Origin of the sequence: Taklimakanibacter albus (assembly GCF_016595235.1) — a bacterium.
GTDB classification, from domain to species: domain Bacteria; phylum Pseudomonadota; class Alphaproteobacteria; order Rhizobiales; family Aestuariivirgaceae; genus Taklimakanibacter; species Taklimakanibacter albus.
Map to the genome: position 1 here is coordinate 312,339 of NZ_JAENHL010000006.1, position 15,519 is coordinate 327,857.

Annotated in this window: 13 protein-coding genes; 8 read left to right on the forward strand and 5 right to left on the reverse strand. The window is 62.6% G+C overall.

Annotated features, from left to right (window positions below):
- Positions 1 to 55 precede the first annotated feature (55 nt).
- Entirely contained in the window at positions 56 to 877 is an 822-nt protein-coding gene (locus tag JHL16_RS06135; protein WP_200183999.1) for a class I SAM-dependent methyltransferase, read from the forward strand.
- Here JHL16_RS06135 and JHL16_RS06140 read toward each other — a convergent pair.
- Together JHL16_RS06140 and JHL16_RS06145 are read right to left on the reverse strand one after the other, a co-directional pair.
- A complete protein-coding gene (locus JHL16_RS06140) occupies positions 874 to 3,450 on the reverse strand; it encodes a polynucleotide kinase-phosphatase (RefSeq protein WP_200184000.1) in 2,577 nt (858 codons plus the stop codon). The genes JHL16_RS06135 and JHL16_RS06140 overlap by 4 nt on opposite strands.
- A complete protein-coding gene (locus JHL16_RS06145) occupies positions 3,447 to 4,814 on the reverse strand; it encodes a 3' terminal RNA ribose 2'-O-methyltransferase Hen1 (RefSeq protein ID WP_200184001.1) in 1,368 nt (455 codons plus the stop codon). The genes JHL16_RS06140 and JHL16_RS06145 overlap by 4 nt, the downstream gene beginning before the upstream one ends.
- 96 nt (positions 4,815 to 4,910) lie before the next feature.
- On the opposite strand from JHL16_RS06145, the gene JHL16_RS06150 reads away from it, so the two are divergent.
- On the forward strand, positions 4,911 to 5,438 hold the full coding sequence (locus tag JHL16_RS06150) for a hypothetical protein (RefSeq protein ID WP_200184002.1): 528 nt from the start codon (positions 4,911 to 4,913) through the stop codon (positions 5,436 to 5,438).
- Positions 5,439 to 5,494: 56 nt separating this feature from the next.
- A complete protein-coding gene (locus JHL16_RS06155) occupies positions 5,495 to 6,718 on the forward strand; it encodes a hypothetical protein (protein ID WP_200184003.1) in 1,224 nt (407 codons plus the stop codon).
- Position 6,719: 1 nt separating this feature from the next.
- On the opposite strand, the gene JHL16_RS06160 is transcribed toward JHL16_RS06155, so the two are convergent.
- The 3 genes from JHL16_RS06160 to JHL16_RS06170 are packed head-to-tail and all read right to left on the reverse strand — an operon-like array spanning position 6,720 to position 8,388.
- Positions 6,720 to 7,247, reverse strand: coding sequence for a hypothetical protein (locus JHL16_RS06160; protein ID WP_200184004.1), 528 nt, complete (start codon positions 7,245 to 7,247; stop codon positions 6,720 to 6,722).
- Positions 7,244 to 7,834: a hypothetical protein gene (locus JHL16_RS06165; RefSeq protein ID WP_200184005.1), complete on the reverse strand. Its 591-nt coding sequence runs from the start codon at positions 7,832 to 7,834 to the stop codon at positions 7,244 to 7,246. The genes JHL16_RS06160 and JHL16_RS06165 overlap by 4 nt, the downstream gene beginning before the upstream one ends.
- The gene (locus JHL16_RS06170; protein WP_200184006.1) at positions 7,834 to 8,388 is read right to left on the reverse strand and encodes a hypothetical protein; all 555 of its coding nucleotides are present in this window, start codon (positions 8,386 to 8,388) and stop codon (positions 7,834 to 7,836) included. The genes JHL16_RS06165 and JHL16_RS06170 overlap by 1 nt, the downstream gene beginning before the upstream one ends.
- Positions 8,389 to 8,552: 164 nt before the next feature.
- Here JHL16_RS06170 and JHL16_RS06175 point away from each other — a divergent pair, with 164 nt between their 5' ends.
- From JHL16_RS06175 to JHL16_RS06195, 5 genes are all read left to right on the forward strand, one after another.
- On the forward strand, positions 8,553 to 9,317 hold the full coding sequence (locus JHL16_RS06175; RefSeq protein ID WP_200184007.1) for an SDR family oxidoreductase: 765 nt from the start codon (positions 8,553 to 8,555) through the stop codon (positions 9,315 to 9,317).
- 67 nt (positions 9,318 to 9,384) lie between these two features.
- Entirely contained in the window at positions 9,385 to 9,942 is a 558-nt protein-coding gene (locus JHL16_RS06180) for a hypothetical protein (RefSeq protein ID WP_200184008.1), read from the forward strand.
- Between the two features lie 91 nt (positions 9,943 to 10,033).
- Positions 10,034 to 10,504: a toll/interleukin-1 receptor domain-containing protein gene (locus JHL16_RS06185; protein WP_200184009.1), complete on the forward strand. Its 471-nt coding sequence runs from the start codon at positions 10,034 to 10,036 to the stop codon at positions 10,502 to 10,504.
- Between the two features lie 118 nt (positions 10,505 to 10,622).
- The gene (locus tag JHL16_RS06190) at positions 10,623 to 12,029 is read left to right on the forward strand and encodes a TIR domain-containing protein (RefSeq protein ID WP_200184010.1); all 1,407 of its coding nucleotides are present in this window, start codon (positions 10,623 to 10,625) and stop codon (positions 12,027 to 12,029) included.
- Positions 12,026 to 15,502, forward strand: coding sequence for an nSTAND1 domain-containing NTPase (locus JHL16_RS06195; RefSeq protein WP_200184011.1), 3,477 nt, complete (start codon positions 12,026 to 12,028; stop codon positions 15,500 to 15,502). Before JHL16_RS06190 ends, JHL16_RS06195 begins: the two co-directional genes overlap by 4 nt.
- Positions 15,503 to 15,519 lie beyond the last annotated feature (17 nt).

The following is a 15,519-nucleotide window of genomic DNA, read 5'->3' on the forward strand; positions in this document are numbered from 1 at the left end:
CGCCTCCGAGGAACCACGACTGTCGCAGGGTGCGCATTCAAGAGAGGACGGGAACATGAAGACGTCCGAAGCCGGCAAGCGCGTCGATCTTTATGGTGCCAGCTACCGCAATTTTGCCAGCGAACTCTATAGCGAGATTCGCCGCGAAGCCTTTGGCGAGGATATCGGCCAGACAGGATGGGTGACTGCCGAGGAGCAGGATCTCTTCATCAGCTGGCTGCATTTGGCGCGCTCCAGCCAGTTGCTCGACCTCGCCTGCGGGTCGGGAAAGCCGACTTTGCGCATCGCCCAGAAGACCGGCTGCCATGTCTCGGGTGTCGATCTCCACGCCGACGCCATCGCCAGCGCAAAAGCCACCGCGCGCGAGCTCGGCTATGAAGGGCGCACGAAATTCTACCAGGGCAACGCCGCCGAGCATCTGGCTTTCATGAATGCGACCTTCGACGCCGTCACCTGCATCGACGCGATCAACCATCTGCCGGACCGGGCAAATATCCTGGCGGAATGGTGCCGTGTCCTCAAGCCGGGTGGGCGTCTATTGTTCACCGATCCCATCGTCCTGACCGGACCGGTGACCAATGCCGAGATCGCCGTCCGGGCGTCGATCGGACATTTCGTCTTTGTGCCGGCCGGGCTTGACGAGGCGCTGTTGAAGGAGGCCGGCTTTGCGGTCGAACATGTCGAGGACCGCACACCGAACATGGCCGCAAACGCTCAAGGCTGGCTCGCGGCCCGGGCCCGCCGCGAAAAGGCCTTGCGCGAGATCGAGGGCGATGAGGTATTCGCGGGCCAGCAGCGCTTCCTCGAAACCGCGGCGCTGCTCGCGAGCGAGAGGCGGCTTTCACGTTTTGCAATTCTGGCGCGCCGGTCGAGCTAAAGCCGCGGATCGATCGGTTCGCTTTCGAGCGCCAGCACCGCGAACACACATTCATGCACCCGCCGCAACGGCTCGCGCGCGACGAAGCGTTTCAGCGCCTCATGGCCGAGCGCGAATTCCCTGAGCGCGAGCGCGCGCTTGCCGCCGAGACCGCGCTGGCGCAGGCGCATGAGATTGTCGGGCGCATCATATTCGGGCCCGTAGATGATGCGTAGATATTCGCGCCCGCGCACTTTGAGGGCGGGCTGGATCAGGCCTTTAGGTCCGCGGCTGACGAAATCGCGCGGCTTGACCACCATGCCTTCGCCGCCCTTGGCCGTGAGATCCTCCCACCAGCGGATGGCGTCGGCGCAGGCCGCGTCATCAGCGAGCGCCACCTGATGCCATGCGGTGCGGGTGACGACGCCGTTGGCGGCCTCGGCCAGACGGTCGGCGAGCGACATGTGCCAGACGTGATCCTGGTCGAACCAGACGCGTCCCTCACTCGCCAGGAGATGGAAGGGCGCCACTTTGAGATCCTCGATGCCCGACACTGGCCAGACATAAGGCGCCCAGGCTTTGCCATAGAGACCGGCGCGCCGCGCGCGTTCGGCGAAACGTTCTCGCAAGGCGGCAATCTCGTTGGTACGGGCACCAGCGCGGATCAGGGCATCGATGGCGGCGGCGAGGCCTGCCGCCGAGGAGGTGGCGACCGGGGCATATTGGTTTTCGATCAGGCTGTTCGCCTTCGCCGACCAGGGCATGATCTCGGCGTCGAAGAGCAGCCAGTCGCTGCCGAGCTCGTCCCACAGACGGGTGGTACCGACGGCGTCGCGCAAACGCGCGAGCAGGCCTTCCGTCGTGGCGATATCACTGAAGAAGCTACGGCCGGTGCGTGTCCAGATGGCGCCGCTTTCATCACCCGCGATCCCGAAGCGCATTTGAGCGACCGCCGCGGACCGGCACAGCGCGATGACGGCGCGCGAGCCCATATGCTTCTCCTCGCATATGACCTCGGTTACGTTGCGCTCGCGGAAATGTGCGAAGGCTTCCTCGGGACGTTCGAGCCAGCCTTCCGCTTCGCTGGTCTCTGAGGGCGACATGGTCGGCGGCAGATAGGCCAGCCAATGCGGCGCCAGCGCGAAGCGGCTCATTACTTCGAGCGCGGCGCTGGCATTCTCCTCCGCCACCACGATGCGGCCTCTGAGCTCGGTGTCGATCCAGCGCCGCCCGCTGACATCCTTGATGTCGAGAAGCTGATCCGCCTCGGCCTGCGCCGATGTGTCGGACCGGGGCGCCGCGAGCGGCCGCAAGGGTTCGGACCAGACCTTGTCGGCAGCGACCTCGACGAGTTCCTTCTCCGGCCAGCGCAAGGCCGTGAGCTTGCCGCCGAACACGCAGCCGGTGTCGATGCAGATCGTATTGTTGACCCAGTCCGCCTTGAGCAGCGGCGTGTGGCCATAAACGACGGTGGTGTCGCCACGATAATTGGCGGCCCAGTCGGCACGCACCGGCAAGCCGAACTCGTCGATCTCGCCCGTGGTCTCGCCGAACAAGGCGAATTCACGCACCGCCCCCGAGCCGCGCCCGATCATCTCGGCCTTGAGACCCGCATGCGCCACTGCGAGGCGGCCCTGGTCGAGCCAGACATGGCTGCGCAAGCTGCTCAGGAATTTCGGCAGGCCCTTGCGGAATTCCTCGCTCTCCGCCTGCAACTGATCGATCGTCTGCTGCAGGCCATGCGCGATGGTGACCTTGCGGCCGGCGAGCCAGCGCTCGAGCTTGCGGTCGTGATTGCCTTGCACGACATGCCCGGTGCCGTCCGCCTGCATGCTCATGGCGATGCGCAGCACATCGGGAGAATTGGGACCGCGATCGACGAGATCGCCGACAAATACCGCTTTGCGGCCTTGCGGATGGCTGACCGCGACGTTGCGGGTTCCGTCCGCGTTCGACCAGATGATTTCGTAACCTAGCTTGGTGAGCATCTCCTGCAACTCGTCGGCGCAGCCATGGACATCGCCGATGATGTCGAAGGGCCCGTGATCGGTGCGCTTGTCCGTCCACAAGGGGACACGCGTCAAAGTGACGGCGTCGACGTCTTCTGCGCTCGTCAGCTTCCAGACCTGGCGGAAACCCTCACCTTCAAGGCCGCGCTGGCCCCGGCGTATCTCCGATACCATGCGACGCACGATCTCGCCGCCGAAGGGGCGGTCGGGCCGGAGTTGGTTGCGCTCGATGCAGATATCGATGCCGGGATCGATCACGATGGCGACCGGCAAAGCGTGCCAGCGGCGGGCGAGCTCAATCCAGCTCTTGCGATCGGCAGCGCGCACATTGGTGGCATCGATGACCGTGAGCTTGCGGTTCTTGAGGCGTTTGCCGGCGATCTCACGCACCAGGTCGAAAGCGTCGCCGGTGACGCTCTGATCGGTCTCGTCGTCGCTGACGAGGCCACGACAGCGGTCCGACGAGATCACCTCCGTCGGCCGGAAATGCTTCGCCGCAAAGGTCGACTTGCCGGAGCCCGTCGAGCCGATGAGCACGACGAGGGCGAAGTCCGGGATCTCGATATACTGGTCGCTCTTCCTCATCGGGTGAACACCGCCATCTGGGAGGGTGCGCCATGGGTTGCGTCCTCGTGGCCGATGCCGCTCATGCTCGCTTGATAATTATAGGTCGCACCGATCCTGTCCGCCCAGGCCGCGAATTCCGTACGCGTCCATTCGAAGCGATGATCGGGATGGCGGAAGGCGCCGGCGGCGAGCGTCGGGAACAGCACGTTGTAATCGGCGTTGGGCGTCGTGACGACAACGGTTTTGGGGCGCGCCGCGCCGAAGACGACACGCTCCACCAAGGGCAGGCGGTCGGGATCGAGATGCTCGATAACCTCGACAAGTGCTGCTGCATCGGCGCCGGTCCAGCGATCGTCACGGTAGGTGAGCGACCCGTGCAGCAGTGTCAGCCGGCCTTCTGGCGGCCCACCTGGCTGGTTGAGCTTCAGGCGCCGCGCCGCGCGTTCCAGCACACGCGCCGACGGGTCGAGGCCGATCAGTTCCCGGGCCCAGCTTTCCCGCAGCAGGAGCTGCAGCAATTTGCCTTCGCCGCAGCCGAGATCGACGATGCGTTTGGGGCCGATGGCGCGCAGGGTTGCGACGACCATTTCGAGACGTGCATCATGCAGGCGGATCGGTGCCTCGAGCGTCTCCTCAGGCGCAGCTTGGGTCTCGGGCTCGGCCGCTTCATCCTGCATCTGCGGTGCCAGGCGTTCGAGCGCCGCGCGCGCCAGCAGTCCGCGGTGGCGCAGATAGCGCCGCACGATCAGGTCCTTGGCCGGATGCCGGTCGAGCCAGCCTTCGCCGCGCTTCAGGAGCTTGTCGATCTCGTCCTCACCGACCCAATAGTGCTTGGTGTCGTCGAGCACCGGGATCAGCACATAGAGATGGGTCAGCAAGGCGCTGAGCCGGGCCTCGCCCCTGAGGACAAGCCGGGCATAGAGCTTGGGAGCTTCACCCAGCGGCTCGATCTCGACATGCCAGCCCAGAGGTTCGAAGAGCTGGCGGACCAGAGGCTCGCCGCCGCGCATCGGCAGGGGCGTGACCACGGCTTCGAGCGGCAGGGCACTGTCGGCGAGATCCTGCCTGGCCACGCAAGTGCCGGCCATGGCGGTCCGGAAGGCCTTGTTGAAAGCCACCGAGAGGAAGGAGGAGGCCGCATAGGGCCGGTCATTCACGTAGTGATCGAGGAGGCCGTCGCCTTGGCCCTTGCCACGCACCAGGCCGACCGGATCGACATCGAGCACGAGTGCGGCTTCGCAACGCTCATCCGTTGCCTCCGGGTAGAAGACCCAGGCCTTGCCGAATGTGAGCTCGATCTCATGCAGGCGGTTGGGGTGCTTGTGGAGCAGGAAACCCAGATCCGTTGCCGGCCGGTGCGTGGTGGCGATGGACAGAAACATGCTGCCAGATAGCCGAGTGCCGGAGACTTATCCAGGGTGAAGTCGCCTTCGTATTTTGCTGCTATAAGGGGACCTTGCCCAATGAGGATGACATCGATGACATGTTGGTCAGCCGCTCCGTTTGCCGAGGCCTTGCTCGGCGACGGCCCTCATCCTTCCATTCCGCGCGAGCAGCGGATATTCGCACCCTTCATCGGCTCCTGGGATTTGCTCGTTCGTTGGTTCGACGAGGCCGGCAAGCTCGTTTGCGAAGAGCAGGGCGAATGGCATTTCGCCTGGATATTGGAAGGCAGGGGCGTTCAGGATGTCTGGATCGTGCCACGACGCGCCGAACGGGTGGGCCGGAGCGATCTCTATGAATATGGCACGAGCTTGCGTTTCTTCGACGAGAAGATCGCCGCCTGGCAGTCGACCTGGATCGGGCCGATGCATCGGGTCGTACGAACGTTCATCGCCCGAGGGAACGGCGATCAGGTTACGCTTGAAACGACGGAAGGTGAGGTGCCACGCATGCGCTGGTCCTTCTCCGACATTCAGACGAATTCCTTCTCCTGGCGCAATGAGCTGTGGACAGAGAATGGCTGGCGCGTGCAGCAGACCTTCGCCGCGCGTCGTCTCGCCTGACGTTGGGTTATCAATCGACTGTTGAAGCAGCGCGTTTTCTCCCTTAACCAGGGGCCATGAGCTTGGCGCTGGACATCATGCGGCCCGTGAGCCTGGCAGGTCGGCTTTTCCTCCGTTTCTGGCCGCAGCTTCTGCTTCTTGCCACCCTCGGCGTTCTCCTGCATGACCTGCTGCTCGATCTCGCGGTGCGCGCCGGACTCGAGAATGCGCTCGCCGGCATGGTCGTTCTCTCCTTCGTCGTTCTGGCAAAGCTCGTCATCATCGTGACGATGTTTGCGGTGCTGCGGCCGGCGATGAACGGTCTCACCGCCCTTGCCGAAGAGCCAGCCGCCACTCCCGGCAGCAAATACCGCGCTACGCATATCGTCGGCGTGACGGCGATCGCGATATTGCCCTTCTTCGCCTATTACGCCGCCTGGGGCTTCCTCGGCGACACGGTGCGCGAATATTCCCGTCTGGCGCTCGCCCGCGTCCCCTTTGGCGAGAGCGCCAACTTCCTCGATCTGTTGCAGGCGCGCTGGCTTGTCCTCTCGATCGTCGCCTGTTGGCTGGTCCGCTGGTTCGCCAAGTACATGAACAAGCGCGCCACCGTGCCTTATTGGCGCTTCCTGGTCGTCGCCTGTGATGCGAGCTGGGTATTCATCGGCCTATACGGCATCAGCATCTACACCAGTCAGTTGATCGAGCGCCTCGGTGCCGGCGCCTTCGCCGCCTCGTCCTTTCTGATCGGCGAGGCGCGCGCAGCTGAAGGCTTCACCCCGGGGGAATTCGCCGCGCCGGATTTCTGGACGCAAGTGCAGAGCCTGTTCTTTTTCGCGCTCCTGCCTCTGGTCTGGCTGGTGATGACGGCGATCATCTATGGCTATGAATTGTCGAATCCTATCGCCACGCCGGTCGGTGACGACACCGGCAGAGCCAAGACCTGGCGCAAATGGTTCGGCGATTTCATCGGTCATTATATCGGCGGCTATCGCTCGCGTTATGGACCCGTATGGCGTTGCGTTCGTCTCATATTGACGGCAGGACCGGCGACCTTGCTGACCTTCATGATCGCTTATCAATTCATCACCTGGGCCGGCGCCTGGGCATGGGTCGGCGCCACCCGTGCGATTGGTGCCCATGATCTGACGGCCTGGCAGATGCTCGCCGATCCTTTGACGCTTCTGTTCGGCAGCCCGAGCGATCTCAGCGGCGGCATCCTGCTCGATGCCATCCGCATCTGCCTGCTGGCGGCGGTGCTCGATTACGCGATTACGTCGGGTCGTCGGCAAGAGGCTTGAGTCAACGCAAGACGAGATAGCTGGGCCGTAACGTGGCTTGCGAGATGGCCAGATCGAATTTGGTGATATCGACCGGTGTCCGGAAGATTTCCGCCATCTTGACGGTCTCACCCACCTTGATGGGTTTGATGGTGGCACCACCGCAGGTCGAGCGCTCCTCGAGCGATGGGCGCGCTTTGCGGACCTCGTAGGGCGGCAGGAATTGCGGCGACCAGCGTTTCTCGCCGCGATCGGTAAGCGCGATCTGGCATGCGCCCGCCGCGAAAGCCTCGGGGTTGTCGATCTTCGCCTCGAATTCGGCGAGAATATAAGCCGATTTCTTGTCTTGTGTGATGAGCTGATAAAGACCCTCGAGGCGCCATTCCGCGCCACCATAGCGGACGGATTTGCCAGGCTCGGCGATGAGTGGATAGAGCTCCTGATTGGCGCGCCAGGCGAGCGCGCTGTCATAGCCACGTACGACAATAGCCGCAGGGATCATGACGATGAGCACCGCTAGACTGCCCCAGAAGATGCGCCTTTCGCTCATTTGGCCTCGATGCTCCAGTCGGCGTCCGAGCGTCCGCGTTCGAGCGTTATCTGGTCATTGACGAGAAGGGTGGCGGAAGAGTCCATGGCGATACGCAGCTCATTGTCGAGCGGCTGGAATGGATAGCGTGCCACGAGGAGCGTGCCCTTGTTCATCTCACTTTCGGGGAATTCGAAGATCATCAGCACACGCTGGGGGAGGCCCGGCTCAAGCTGCTGGCGGCCGAGAAGCGCCGGCGCATTGCTGATGCGCTCACTGGCGAGATAGCGCAGGCCGTCGGCGCCGAGCCAGGCCGCCGACATCAAGGTGACGGTCTCATTGCGCGCCGCGGCCTCCGCTTCGACGATGGCCCAGATGCCGGAGGTGCCGTAGCTGCGTTCATTGCCGAAAGCCGTGAGCTGGATATTCCTCGCGAAGCGAAGCTGTGTCACCGTAAGCTCGAAATTGCGGGCGGCGACCTTTTTACCGGTCTTGCCGGAGACCGCGATGGGGCTTGTGATGTCACCATAGGTTGGCAGCGATTTTTGCAGGACATAGAGAGCAAAGATCGCAATGAAGACGCCAAGGAGCGCGGCGAGCCTGCGCATCAGGATTCGGCCTCGCTTTTGATCGGCAGTACTATCCTGGCGACGGGTGGTCGATCGAACCAGCCGGGGGCGCCATAGAGATTGTCGCGACGCTTGTGGATCTGGCTCATGAAGGTGAATTGAACGTTCTGTGGCGGAGGCACTTCCTTCGGCCACTGCCAATGGGCGATCACCCGTTCCGGCATATTGGGATGGAGATTATAGGCGATGGCATTGTCGCGGACGAGTAGGTAGCTCGGTGTTGCGAGACCGGGTGGTGGGTCGACCAGCGTCAGCACATGCGAATAGGAATTGCTGGTCATCGCCGAGAGATTGGTGATCTCCATTTCAACGGACAGGCGTTCCTTGTCGAATTGGGAGCCGAGCACCGCGACCTTCCAGCGCCCTGTATCCACAGGCTCGCCGATCTGGACGATAGGCAATTCCTTCGGCTGGGCGGCGTCATAAAGCGCCATCGCGAAAGACATGACCGTCGCCGCGCCGGCGCCGAGCCCCGCCATGATGAAAGTGGTGGCGCGCTTGCGCAGCGCGGTGACGTTAGGACGTTTTGACAACGCAACCTCCTGTCACATGCAGATGTACGGACCGTGCCGGCCTTGTCAACCAGACAAGGCTTCCTCTGCGATAGGCATCATTTAATGACGCTTGAGCAAGAAACGGGCTGCTTAAACGCGGCCCTTCGACCATGAGAGCTTCATATTCATTGAAAGGAACTCTCATGACTGCTCTGATCAACAAGATTGCCATCATCACCGGGGCCAGTTCCGGCATCGGCCGCGCCGCTGCCAAGCTCTTCGCTGCTGAAGGCGCCAGGCTCGTCCTCTGCGCACGCGGGAAGCCGGCGCTCGACAAGGTCGTTGCCGAAATTCGGGAGGAGGGCGGCGAAGCAGTGGCGGTCGCTGGCGACGTGAAGGATGAATCCGTGGCCAAGGCCCTGGTCGAGACGGCGCGCGACAGCTTCGGCGGTCTCGATATCGCATTTAACAATGCTGGCACCGTCGGTGAGCTGGCGCCGGTGCCAGAGATCAGCGTCGCCGGCTGGCGCGAGACGCTCGACGTCAATCTGACCAGTGCCTTTCTCGCCGTCAAATATCAGATTCCAGCGCTCCTCGCGCGCGGCGGCGGATCGTTGATCTTCACCTCCACCTTTGTCGGCCACACGGTGGGCTTTCCCAATCTCGGCGCCTATGCGGCGAGCAAAGCGGGTCTCGTAGGCCTGGTCCAGGTCATCGCAGCGGAATTCGGCGCCAAGAAAATTCGCGCCAATGCGTTGCTCCCCGGCGGCACCGACACGCCGATGGGCCGCGAGGTGATCAACACGCCCGAGATCAGGAGTTTCGTTGAGGGCCTGCATGCCTTGAAGCGGCTGGCGGAGCCGGAAGAGATCGCCCGTTCGGCGCTTTTTCTCGCTTCGGACGCCTCGAGCTTCATGACCGGCGCCGCGCTTCTTGTCGATGGCGGCATGTCGATCAATAAGACCTGAGAAGGCATTCCCTATTGCGATCGGCTTTCACTTTGCTGAAGATGAGGCGACGCGATAGGGAATCCTGATGCCGAACATAGATGCGGTTATCTTCACCGGCCATATGATCGATCTGGCGGATCGCGCCGAACCGCGTTTTCCGCCGGTCCTGGAGCAGGCCGCCGCCGCGGCGATCCGGAGGCACCTGATCGACATCGCCCGTGAGATGCCGGACGAAAAGATCGGTTATGCGAGCGCCGCGAGAGGTGGTGACATCCTTTTCCACGAGCAGGCGCGCGCGCTCGGCTTTCGCACGGTGATCGTGCTTCCTTTCGCGCCGGTGCTGTTCGAGAAGACATCTGTCTCGGGTCTCGCCGGCGGCGGCTGGGTGGCCCGCTTCCACGCGCTCTGGGACCAATCGCCGCCGCGCGACCGCATCGACATGGACTTGCCCAAGTCGAGCGAGGCCTATGCTGCGTGCAACACCCGGATGATCGAGCTGGCGCGCGCCAGGGGGATCTATCACCTTGTCGCATTGTGGGACGGTAAGGGCGGTGACGGTCCCGGCGGCACTGTCGATCTCGTCGAAAAGGCTGAAGCCGATGGTGACAATCCGCACATCATTCGCCCCGCCGATCTGAGATAATCCGCAGCTATCGGCTTGACGGGCCCGTGAGGCGGGGAGTTGAATGACCCGACCTTGCACCGGGGGCCCAACGCGGAGAGGGCGTTCAGCCATGAGCGAGGTTAAGGTCTTCCTGAGCTATGTCGGCGACACGAGTCTGTTCGTCGAGGAGTTCGCCAAGCATTTCTTCACGCTCGCGGGCAATCTCGTCCGGGTCGACTGGATGATCGAGAATATCGACGCCGGCACACCGGTCTTCGCCGAGATCGTCGAAAGAATCAAATCGTCGAATATTTTCATCGCTTTCATCGACAAGGACTATCCGGGCCGAATGGCGGCCAAGGAACTCGCCGAGGCGCTGGAGTTGCGCAAGGCGGGACAGAAGCTCGTCATCGTGCCGGTCACTTTGGGACATACGGGTCGCGCCTGGTGGAAAGAAACCAAACAAAAAGCGGGCCTCGACGATATCGCCGATCAGCCATTCTTCAGGCCGGGGACCAATGCGTGGTCGCTTCCTGATGCGGCCGGCGTCATGGCGATCCAGCGTTTGCGCAGGTCACTGGCCGAGAAGTTCGCGGCCTGAGACCCGCGTTTGTGTGCAACGGGAAAGGGACACTCGACAAGCGGGCACCTTGACGTGCTTGCTGCTTGAGAGTTGAATTGAATTACTCGAGGGCATAGATCGAGGAGCGGATTGGGCCATGAGCGGCACCCAGGTCTTCCTAAGCTATGTCGAAGACACAAAACCTTTTGTCGACGAGTTCCGGGAATTCTTCTTCAGCCGAGACGTCGAGCTTTATTGCCTCGACCGGGACGTGACGGCGAGCGAGGTCGAGCGCGATGTGCTGGCCGAACGCATAAAGGCGGCCGACGTCTTCATTGCTTTCATCGGCAATGCCTATGAAACCGACCGCGGCCATGAGCTTGTACAATGCGCCTCGTTGCGCCGGGCAGGCCGCTTTCCCCGGATCGTGCCGCTCACTCTGAGTCAGGGCGGCAAAGTCGCCTGGGAAAAATTCAAGAAGGAGCACCAGCTCGAGGTCGAGGATGAGCCCTTTTACGAGCCCGGTACCGCCAAATGGATCACACCTGACGTCCAGAAGATCGTGGAGATCCGCAAGGTCGTCTTGAAACCGGTCGTTCCGGCGAAAACGGCCATCGATATCAAACACATGGTTCTGCTTGGCCACCCGAAAAGCACGCTGGCGGCCGGCGTGCGCCAGGCCAGCGACCAACTGGCGGAGGCGATGAAAGCGAGCGGCGCCGTGATGACGTCCTGGCCGGATGATTGGTGCGACCCCGACAGGAAGGCTTCCTTTGAGCCGGGAGCGCTTTTTGTGCAGCCGGTGGCGGCGGCGGATGCGCCGGGCCATGTCGAGGAGCCGGGACGCACGGAGAGATATCTGCGGGTAGCCCTGTCCGAAGAGTCCAAGCCGGCTTTGGACAGATCACGCATCATGCTGTGGCTTCCGAAGGGTGAGCAGAATGAAGCCTTCGCCAAGCTTGCTGGGAACGATGCCTGGCCGGCTTTCCAGACCGGAGCTCCGTCCGAACTCTCGCAGGTCCTGGCGCGCCTGCTTGGACGCGACAGGCGCGGACCGGTGTTGACGCTCGAAGGCGTCGACGAGCCGGGCGCCGAGGCCGCCGATGTTCGCCGCCAGCTGCCTGAGGAGATATTCGGCTGTGTGCGGAGATATCTGCCCGAGGAGAACACCTATGTCGAATATCCGCCCGCCGAGTTCGAGACTCATTTCGGCGACATTGCCGCTCAGCGGCCGATCCTCGTCGCGCATGACCTCAAGGCATCGGCCAATGTTCTGATGGGCAAGGGCGATCCGCGTCAGGAGATCCTTGCCAAATTCACCGATGTTCAGGAACGGGCCGACCGGATCCTGCAGGCGCAGGGGTTGAATATCGAGGACGTCTTCTGGGTGGCCTGTATCGCCAATGGTCGGCATGGCCTGCCGCGCAGCCCGCATCTGCCGACCTTCCATTTGCGGCGCTGGGTGATCCTGGAGCTTCAGCATGCCGGAGAAAAGTTCATCCCCGAGGAGCAGAGCCGGCAGAGGTTGGATGCCGCCTTGGGCGCTTGGGCGCAGGCCGCATGAACGACAATGCCACCAACGTGATCCTGGAACGGCACAAGCGCATCGAGCGTCTGGTTGCGCGCTGGGACGAGCTCAGGCGGGAACGCACGACCGGCAATGAGGCAGAAACGACGACGCCCGAAGCCGATGACGACGAGCGGCGCGAAATCCTGTGGTTGACATCGCCGGCCCCCTATCCGGGCTTGCGCAGCTTCGGGCCGGACGAGACGGCCTTGTTCTTCGCGCGCCAGGCGCAGACGGATGGGCTGGTTCAGCGCTTGGCCAAGAGCAACATCATGGTGGTGCTGGGCGGCTCGGGCTGCGGCAAGTCCTCCTTGGTGCGGGCCGGCCTCATCCCCAGGCTTACGACCTCGGCCTCGGTGCCGGGCCTCAAGGGTCGTTGGTATGTCGTCGAATTCCGTCCCGGCCTCGATCCCAGCACCGCGCTGGTGGATGGCTTCCGCGACAGTATCGTGGCGCCCGTCGCCCGGTTCGCGCCGCCCGGCGACCCGCTTCTGGGGCGGCGCGCCTTGGTCAAGGCTCTGGGCCTCGACGAATCCTTGCTGAAGGCGGAAACGGATGAAGCTCTGCGTGGCGAGGCGGTTGCGGCGATCCGTCGGCGCCTGTTCGGCGATGCCGAAGCGGATGCGCTGCGCGCCGCCAGCCTCAGGGCCGAGGGTGTATTCGAACTCGCCCGCGATGTGCTCGATCGTCTCGATATCGAGCTCTCGCGCGGCGCGCGCGCCGGTCCGCCTAATCTCCTGATACTCATCGACCAGTTCGAAGAGACCTTCCGGACCGAGGTCACGCCCCAGGGACAGGACAATCTCTGCCGGCTCATCAAGGAGACATTCACGCAGCGCCCGCCATCCTTGTTCCTCGCTCTCACGCTCAGGAGCGAGGAGCTGCATCGCTGCGCCGAGGCCGGGCTTGCCAATATCGTCACCGAGACCGCCTATCTCTTGGGGCCGCTCGATGATGAGGCGGCACGGCGCGAGATCATCGTAAAGCCGGCTCAGGCGGTTTTCGGCGATTGGATATGGGCACACGAGGAAGACGCCGAAAGAGGGACCTCGCCCTTCGATCCTGAGGTCGTACAGCTGCTCATGAGCGAGAGCCAGCGCGCGATGGCGGGGCTTTCTCACAAATCCGACTATCTGCCGCTGCTGCAGCATGCGCTGCTGCATCTGTGGGATGCCGCCATGGAGCGCTGGCAGAAGGAACTTGCAACGGACGGGATGGTGGACCTCGCCATCCATGTCACGGACCTCGAGGCCATCTCCGACGGCGTGACGCCCGATTTTCTCGTGCGTTGCCTCAATAAATACACGGACAAGGCGCGTGACGACGCGATCGAGAAGGCGGCTGGCTATTTCCAAGGCCCGGATGCACGCGTGCAGGCGGAGCGCGTGGTGCGCACCGCCTTCTGCGCCATGGCCCGCAAGGACGATCGCGGCAATTGGGCTCGCCGGTTCGTTACTCCGGCACGGGTGGCGAAGCTCCTCGATGATGATGACGCGGACAAGGCCGCCGTGAAGGAAGTGCTGCGGGTCTTCAAGCGCGCCGGCTATCTCAATCGGACCGGCAGCGGCAAGGACAAGAAATTCGACGTGTCGCATGAAGCCCTGATCCGCAATTGGGGCACATACAATGAATGGCTGCGCGAGATCGGCGCCCTCGAGCACAGCCTGCGTGAGGTTGCCAACAATCTCGAGAATGAGCGCGCCGACGCGTCAGACAGGGGGAGGTCGGGTACGGTTCTGGGATGGTTTTGGGACTGGCTCCGGGAGACGAATGAAAATCGCGCCCGTGAGGTCATTCCGGATCGATTTCGTGAGGACATCGGCAAGGTCGTCGGTCCGGCGGGAAGCGTCAGCCAAGGCTTTGCCGCAGCACTTCTGGCCGATGGCGAAAGGCGGAAGTCAACGCGCCTGTCGGACGGCTTGCCGCCGGCAAGTGTCCAGGCGACAGCACAGCTGGAGGCCTTGGAACGCGAGACCCTGGAACAGGGAATGCGCGGCCGTGTCGAGGCGATGGCCGAACCATGGCGCAGGGCCGTAGCGGCTTCGCAAAAGAAATTGCCGCGATGGGTCATCGTGCCGAGCATCCTTTTGGTCATTACCACGGCCATCACGGGCATTCTGTGGTTCTCGGTTGCCGAGAACAAGGACCTGACGAGTGCGAACAACAATCTGCTGCGCTCACGAGATCGACTGTATTTTGGTGCCGTCGCCGCGGCGGGAAACCTGGACGTACCGCGCTGGATCGAGGCCGTCGCCTATGAGCTGGATCGGGCCTATAATCGGATGGATGCGCATCGCGGCCAGGAGATCTGGGCGGAGAATTCTTCCGGAGGGGCGGAGATGTCCCTGTCGGTCAGCAACTGGGAGAGAGCTGCGCGCCAACTGACCGGCGCAATTGTCTTCCGCGATACACAAGCCATCCCGCATTTGATGTCGAAGGCAAACTGCAGCATCGCCGGAACCGAGCTTCTGCGTCGGGTCGGAGCTATTTCTTTCGGTGTCGCCTTTGATGAAGAAAAGAACTCCTGGTGGCCGCGTGTCAAAACTCCTCCAAGTGCCGGTGCCGCGCCCGCCGTGGATGCGGGACTGTATCCGTTGGCTCAACGGGGCGACATGGTCTGTCTCGGCCGAGATGTTCCTCTGGTCATGGTATGGCCCGCTGGGCAGGACAAGGAGCCCAAGTTTTGGCAGCTCGGCGTGGCCTGCAAGACATTGCAAAAGAATAGCTGTGTCGTCTGGCTGCCGGATCCGCTGCTGCTGCGCGTCACATTCGCAAAAAATTATGCGAATGTGCGAGCCGAACCTCCCTGGCGGAGATTATGGCTGTCGAAAAAGGGCGAGCATGCCGGCGCATCGTTATGGGCGAATATGGAAATCTACGATTACACCACATTGGTGAATGAAGCACCGTCTCGCGTCGGCTTTGCTTTCAAGTTCGATCAGGATTGGCTCATTGCCGATACGACGCCCGGCGTGATTACCCCTTATGTCCTGACCACGGCTTCGGACATGGAGCATGTTTGCACCGGCAAGATGTGTGAGTTTGCCATGCCTTCTTCGAAGGTCAGTGTATGGAACGATATCAAGGCGCAGGAACAGAAGGACGACAGCTCGACGTGCACCGGTGAGGACAGTGACAGATGTGTCGTCACGCTCAAGGTCCAGTCGGTTCCCTCCGAGGGCAACGCGTATTTGCCGATCTGGACATGGGTCATTCCGGGCGCGCCCGTCGATGTCATCGCGACCGATGGCAAGTCCATGGATTTTCGCACCATGGATGGCTTGTGGCGGCGGGGCATGATCAGCGTTCAGACCTTGGCTGAGCACGTGAAAATCCTGGCGGGGTCGATGTCGGGCGACCCGTCGAGGGAGAAACTCGATGCCCTTGATTTGTCGGAGGCCTGCCGGAAGACCGAATGCAAGGGCTGGACGCCGGTGACGGACTCTCAGGCACAGTCCTGGCAATGGTGAACGATGTAGAGAGGGTA

Coding starts and splice junctions, on each gene's coding strand:
- JHL16_RS06135 (WP_200183999.1), top strand. CDS start 56: ATGAAGACGTCCGAAGCCGGCAAGCGCGTCGATCTTTATGGTGCCAGC.
- JHL16_RS06140 (WP_200184000.1), bottom strand. CDS start 3,450: ATGAGGAAGAGCGACCAGTATATCGAGATCCCGGACTTCGCCCTCGTC.
- JHL16_RS06190 (WP_200184010.1), top strand. CDS start 10,623: ATGAGCGGCACCCAGGTCTTCCTAAGCTATGTCGAAGACACAAAACCT.
- JHL16_RS06180 (WP_200184008.1), top strand. CDS start 9,385: ATGCCGAACATAGATGCGGTTATCTTCACCGGCCATATGATCGATCTG.
- JHL16_RS06160 (WP_200184004.1), bottom strand. CDS start 7,247: ATGAGCGAAAGGCGCATCTTCTGGGGCAGTCTAGCGGTGCTCATCGTC.
- JHL16_RS06145 (WP_200184001.1), bottom strand. CDS start 4,814: ATGTTTCTGTCCATCGCCACCACGCACCGGCCGGCAACGGATCTGGGT.
- JHL16_RS06155 (WP_200184003.1), top strand. CDS start 5,495: ATGAGCTTGGCGCTGGACATCATGCGGCCCGTGAGCCTGGCAGGTCGG.
- JHL16_RS06175 (WP_200184007.1), top strand. CDS start 8,553: ATGACTGCTCTGATCAACAAGATTGCCATCATCACCGGGGCCAGTTCC.
- JHL16_RS06165 (WP_200184005.1), bottom strand. CDS start 7,834: ATGCGCAGGCTCGCCGCGCTCCTTGGCGTCTTCATTGCGATCTTTGCT.
- JHL16_RS06150 (WP_200184002.1), top strand. CDS start 4,911: ATGACATGTTGGTCAGCCGCTCCGTTTGCCGAGGCCTTGCTCGGCGAC.
- JHL16_RS06185 (WP_200184009.1), top strand. CDS start 10,034: ATGAGCGAGGTTAAGGTCTTCCTGAGCTATGTCGGCGACACGAGTCTG.
- JHL16_RS06195 (WP_200184011.1), top strand. CDS start 12,026: ATGAACGACAATGCCACCAACGTGATCCTGGAACGGCACAAGCGCATC.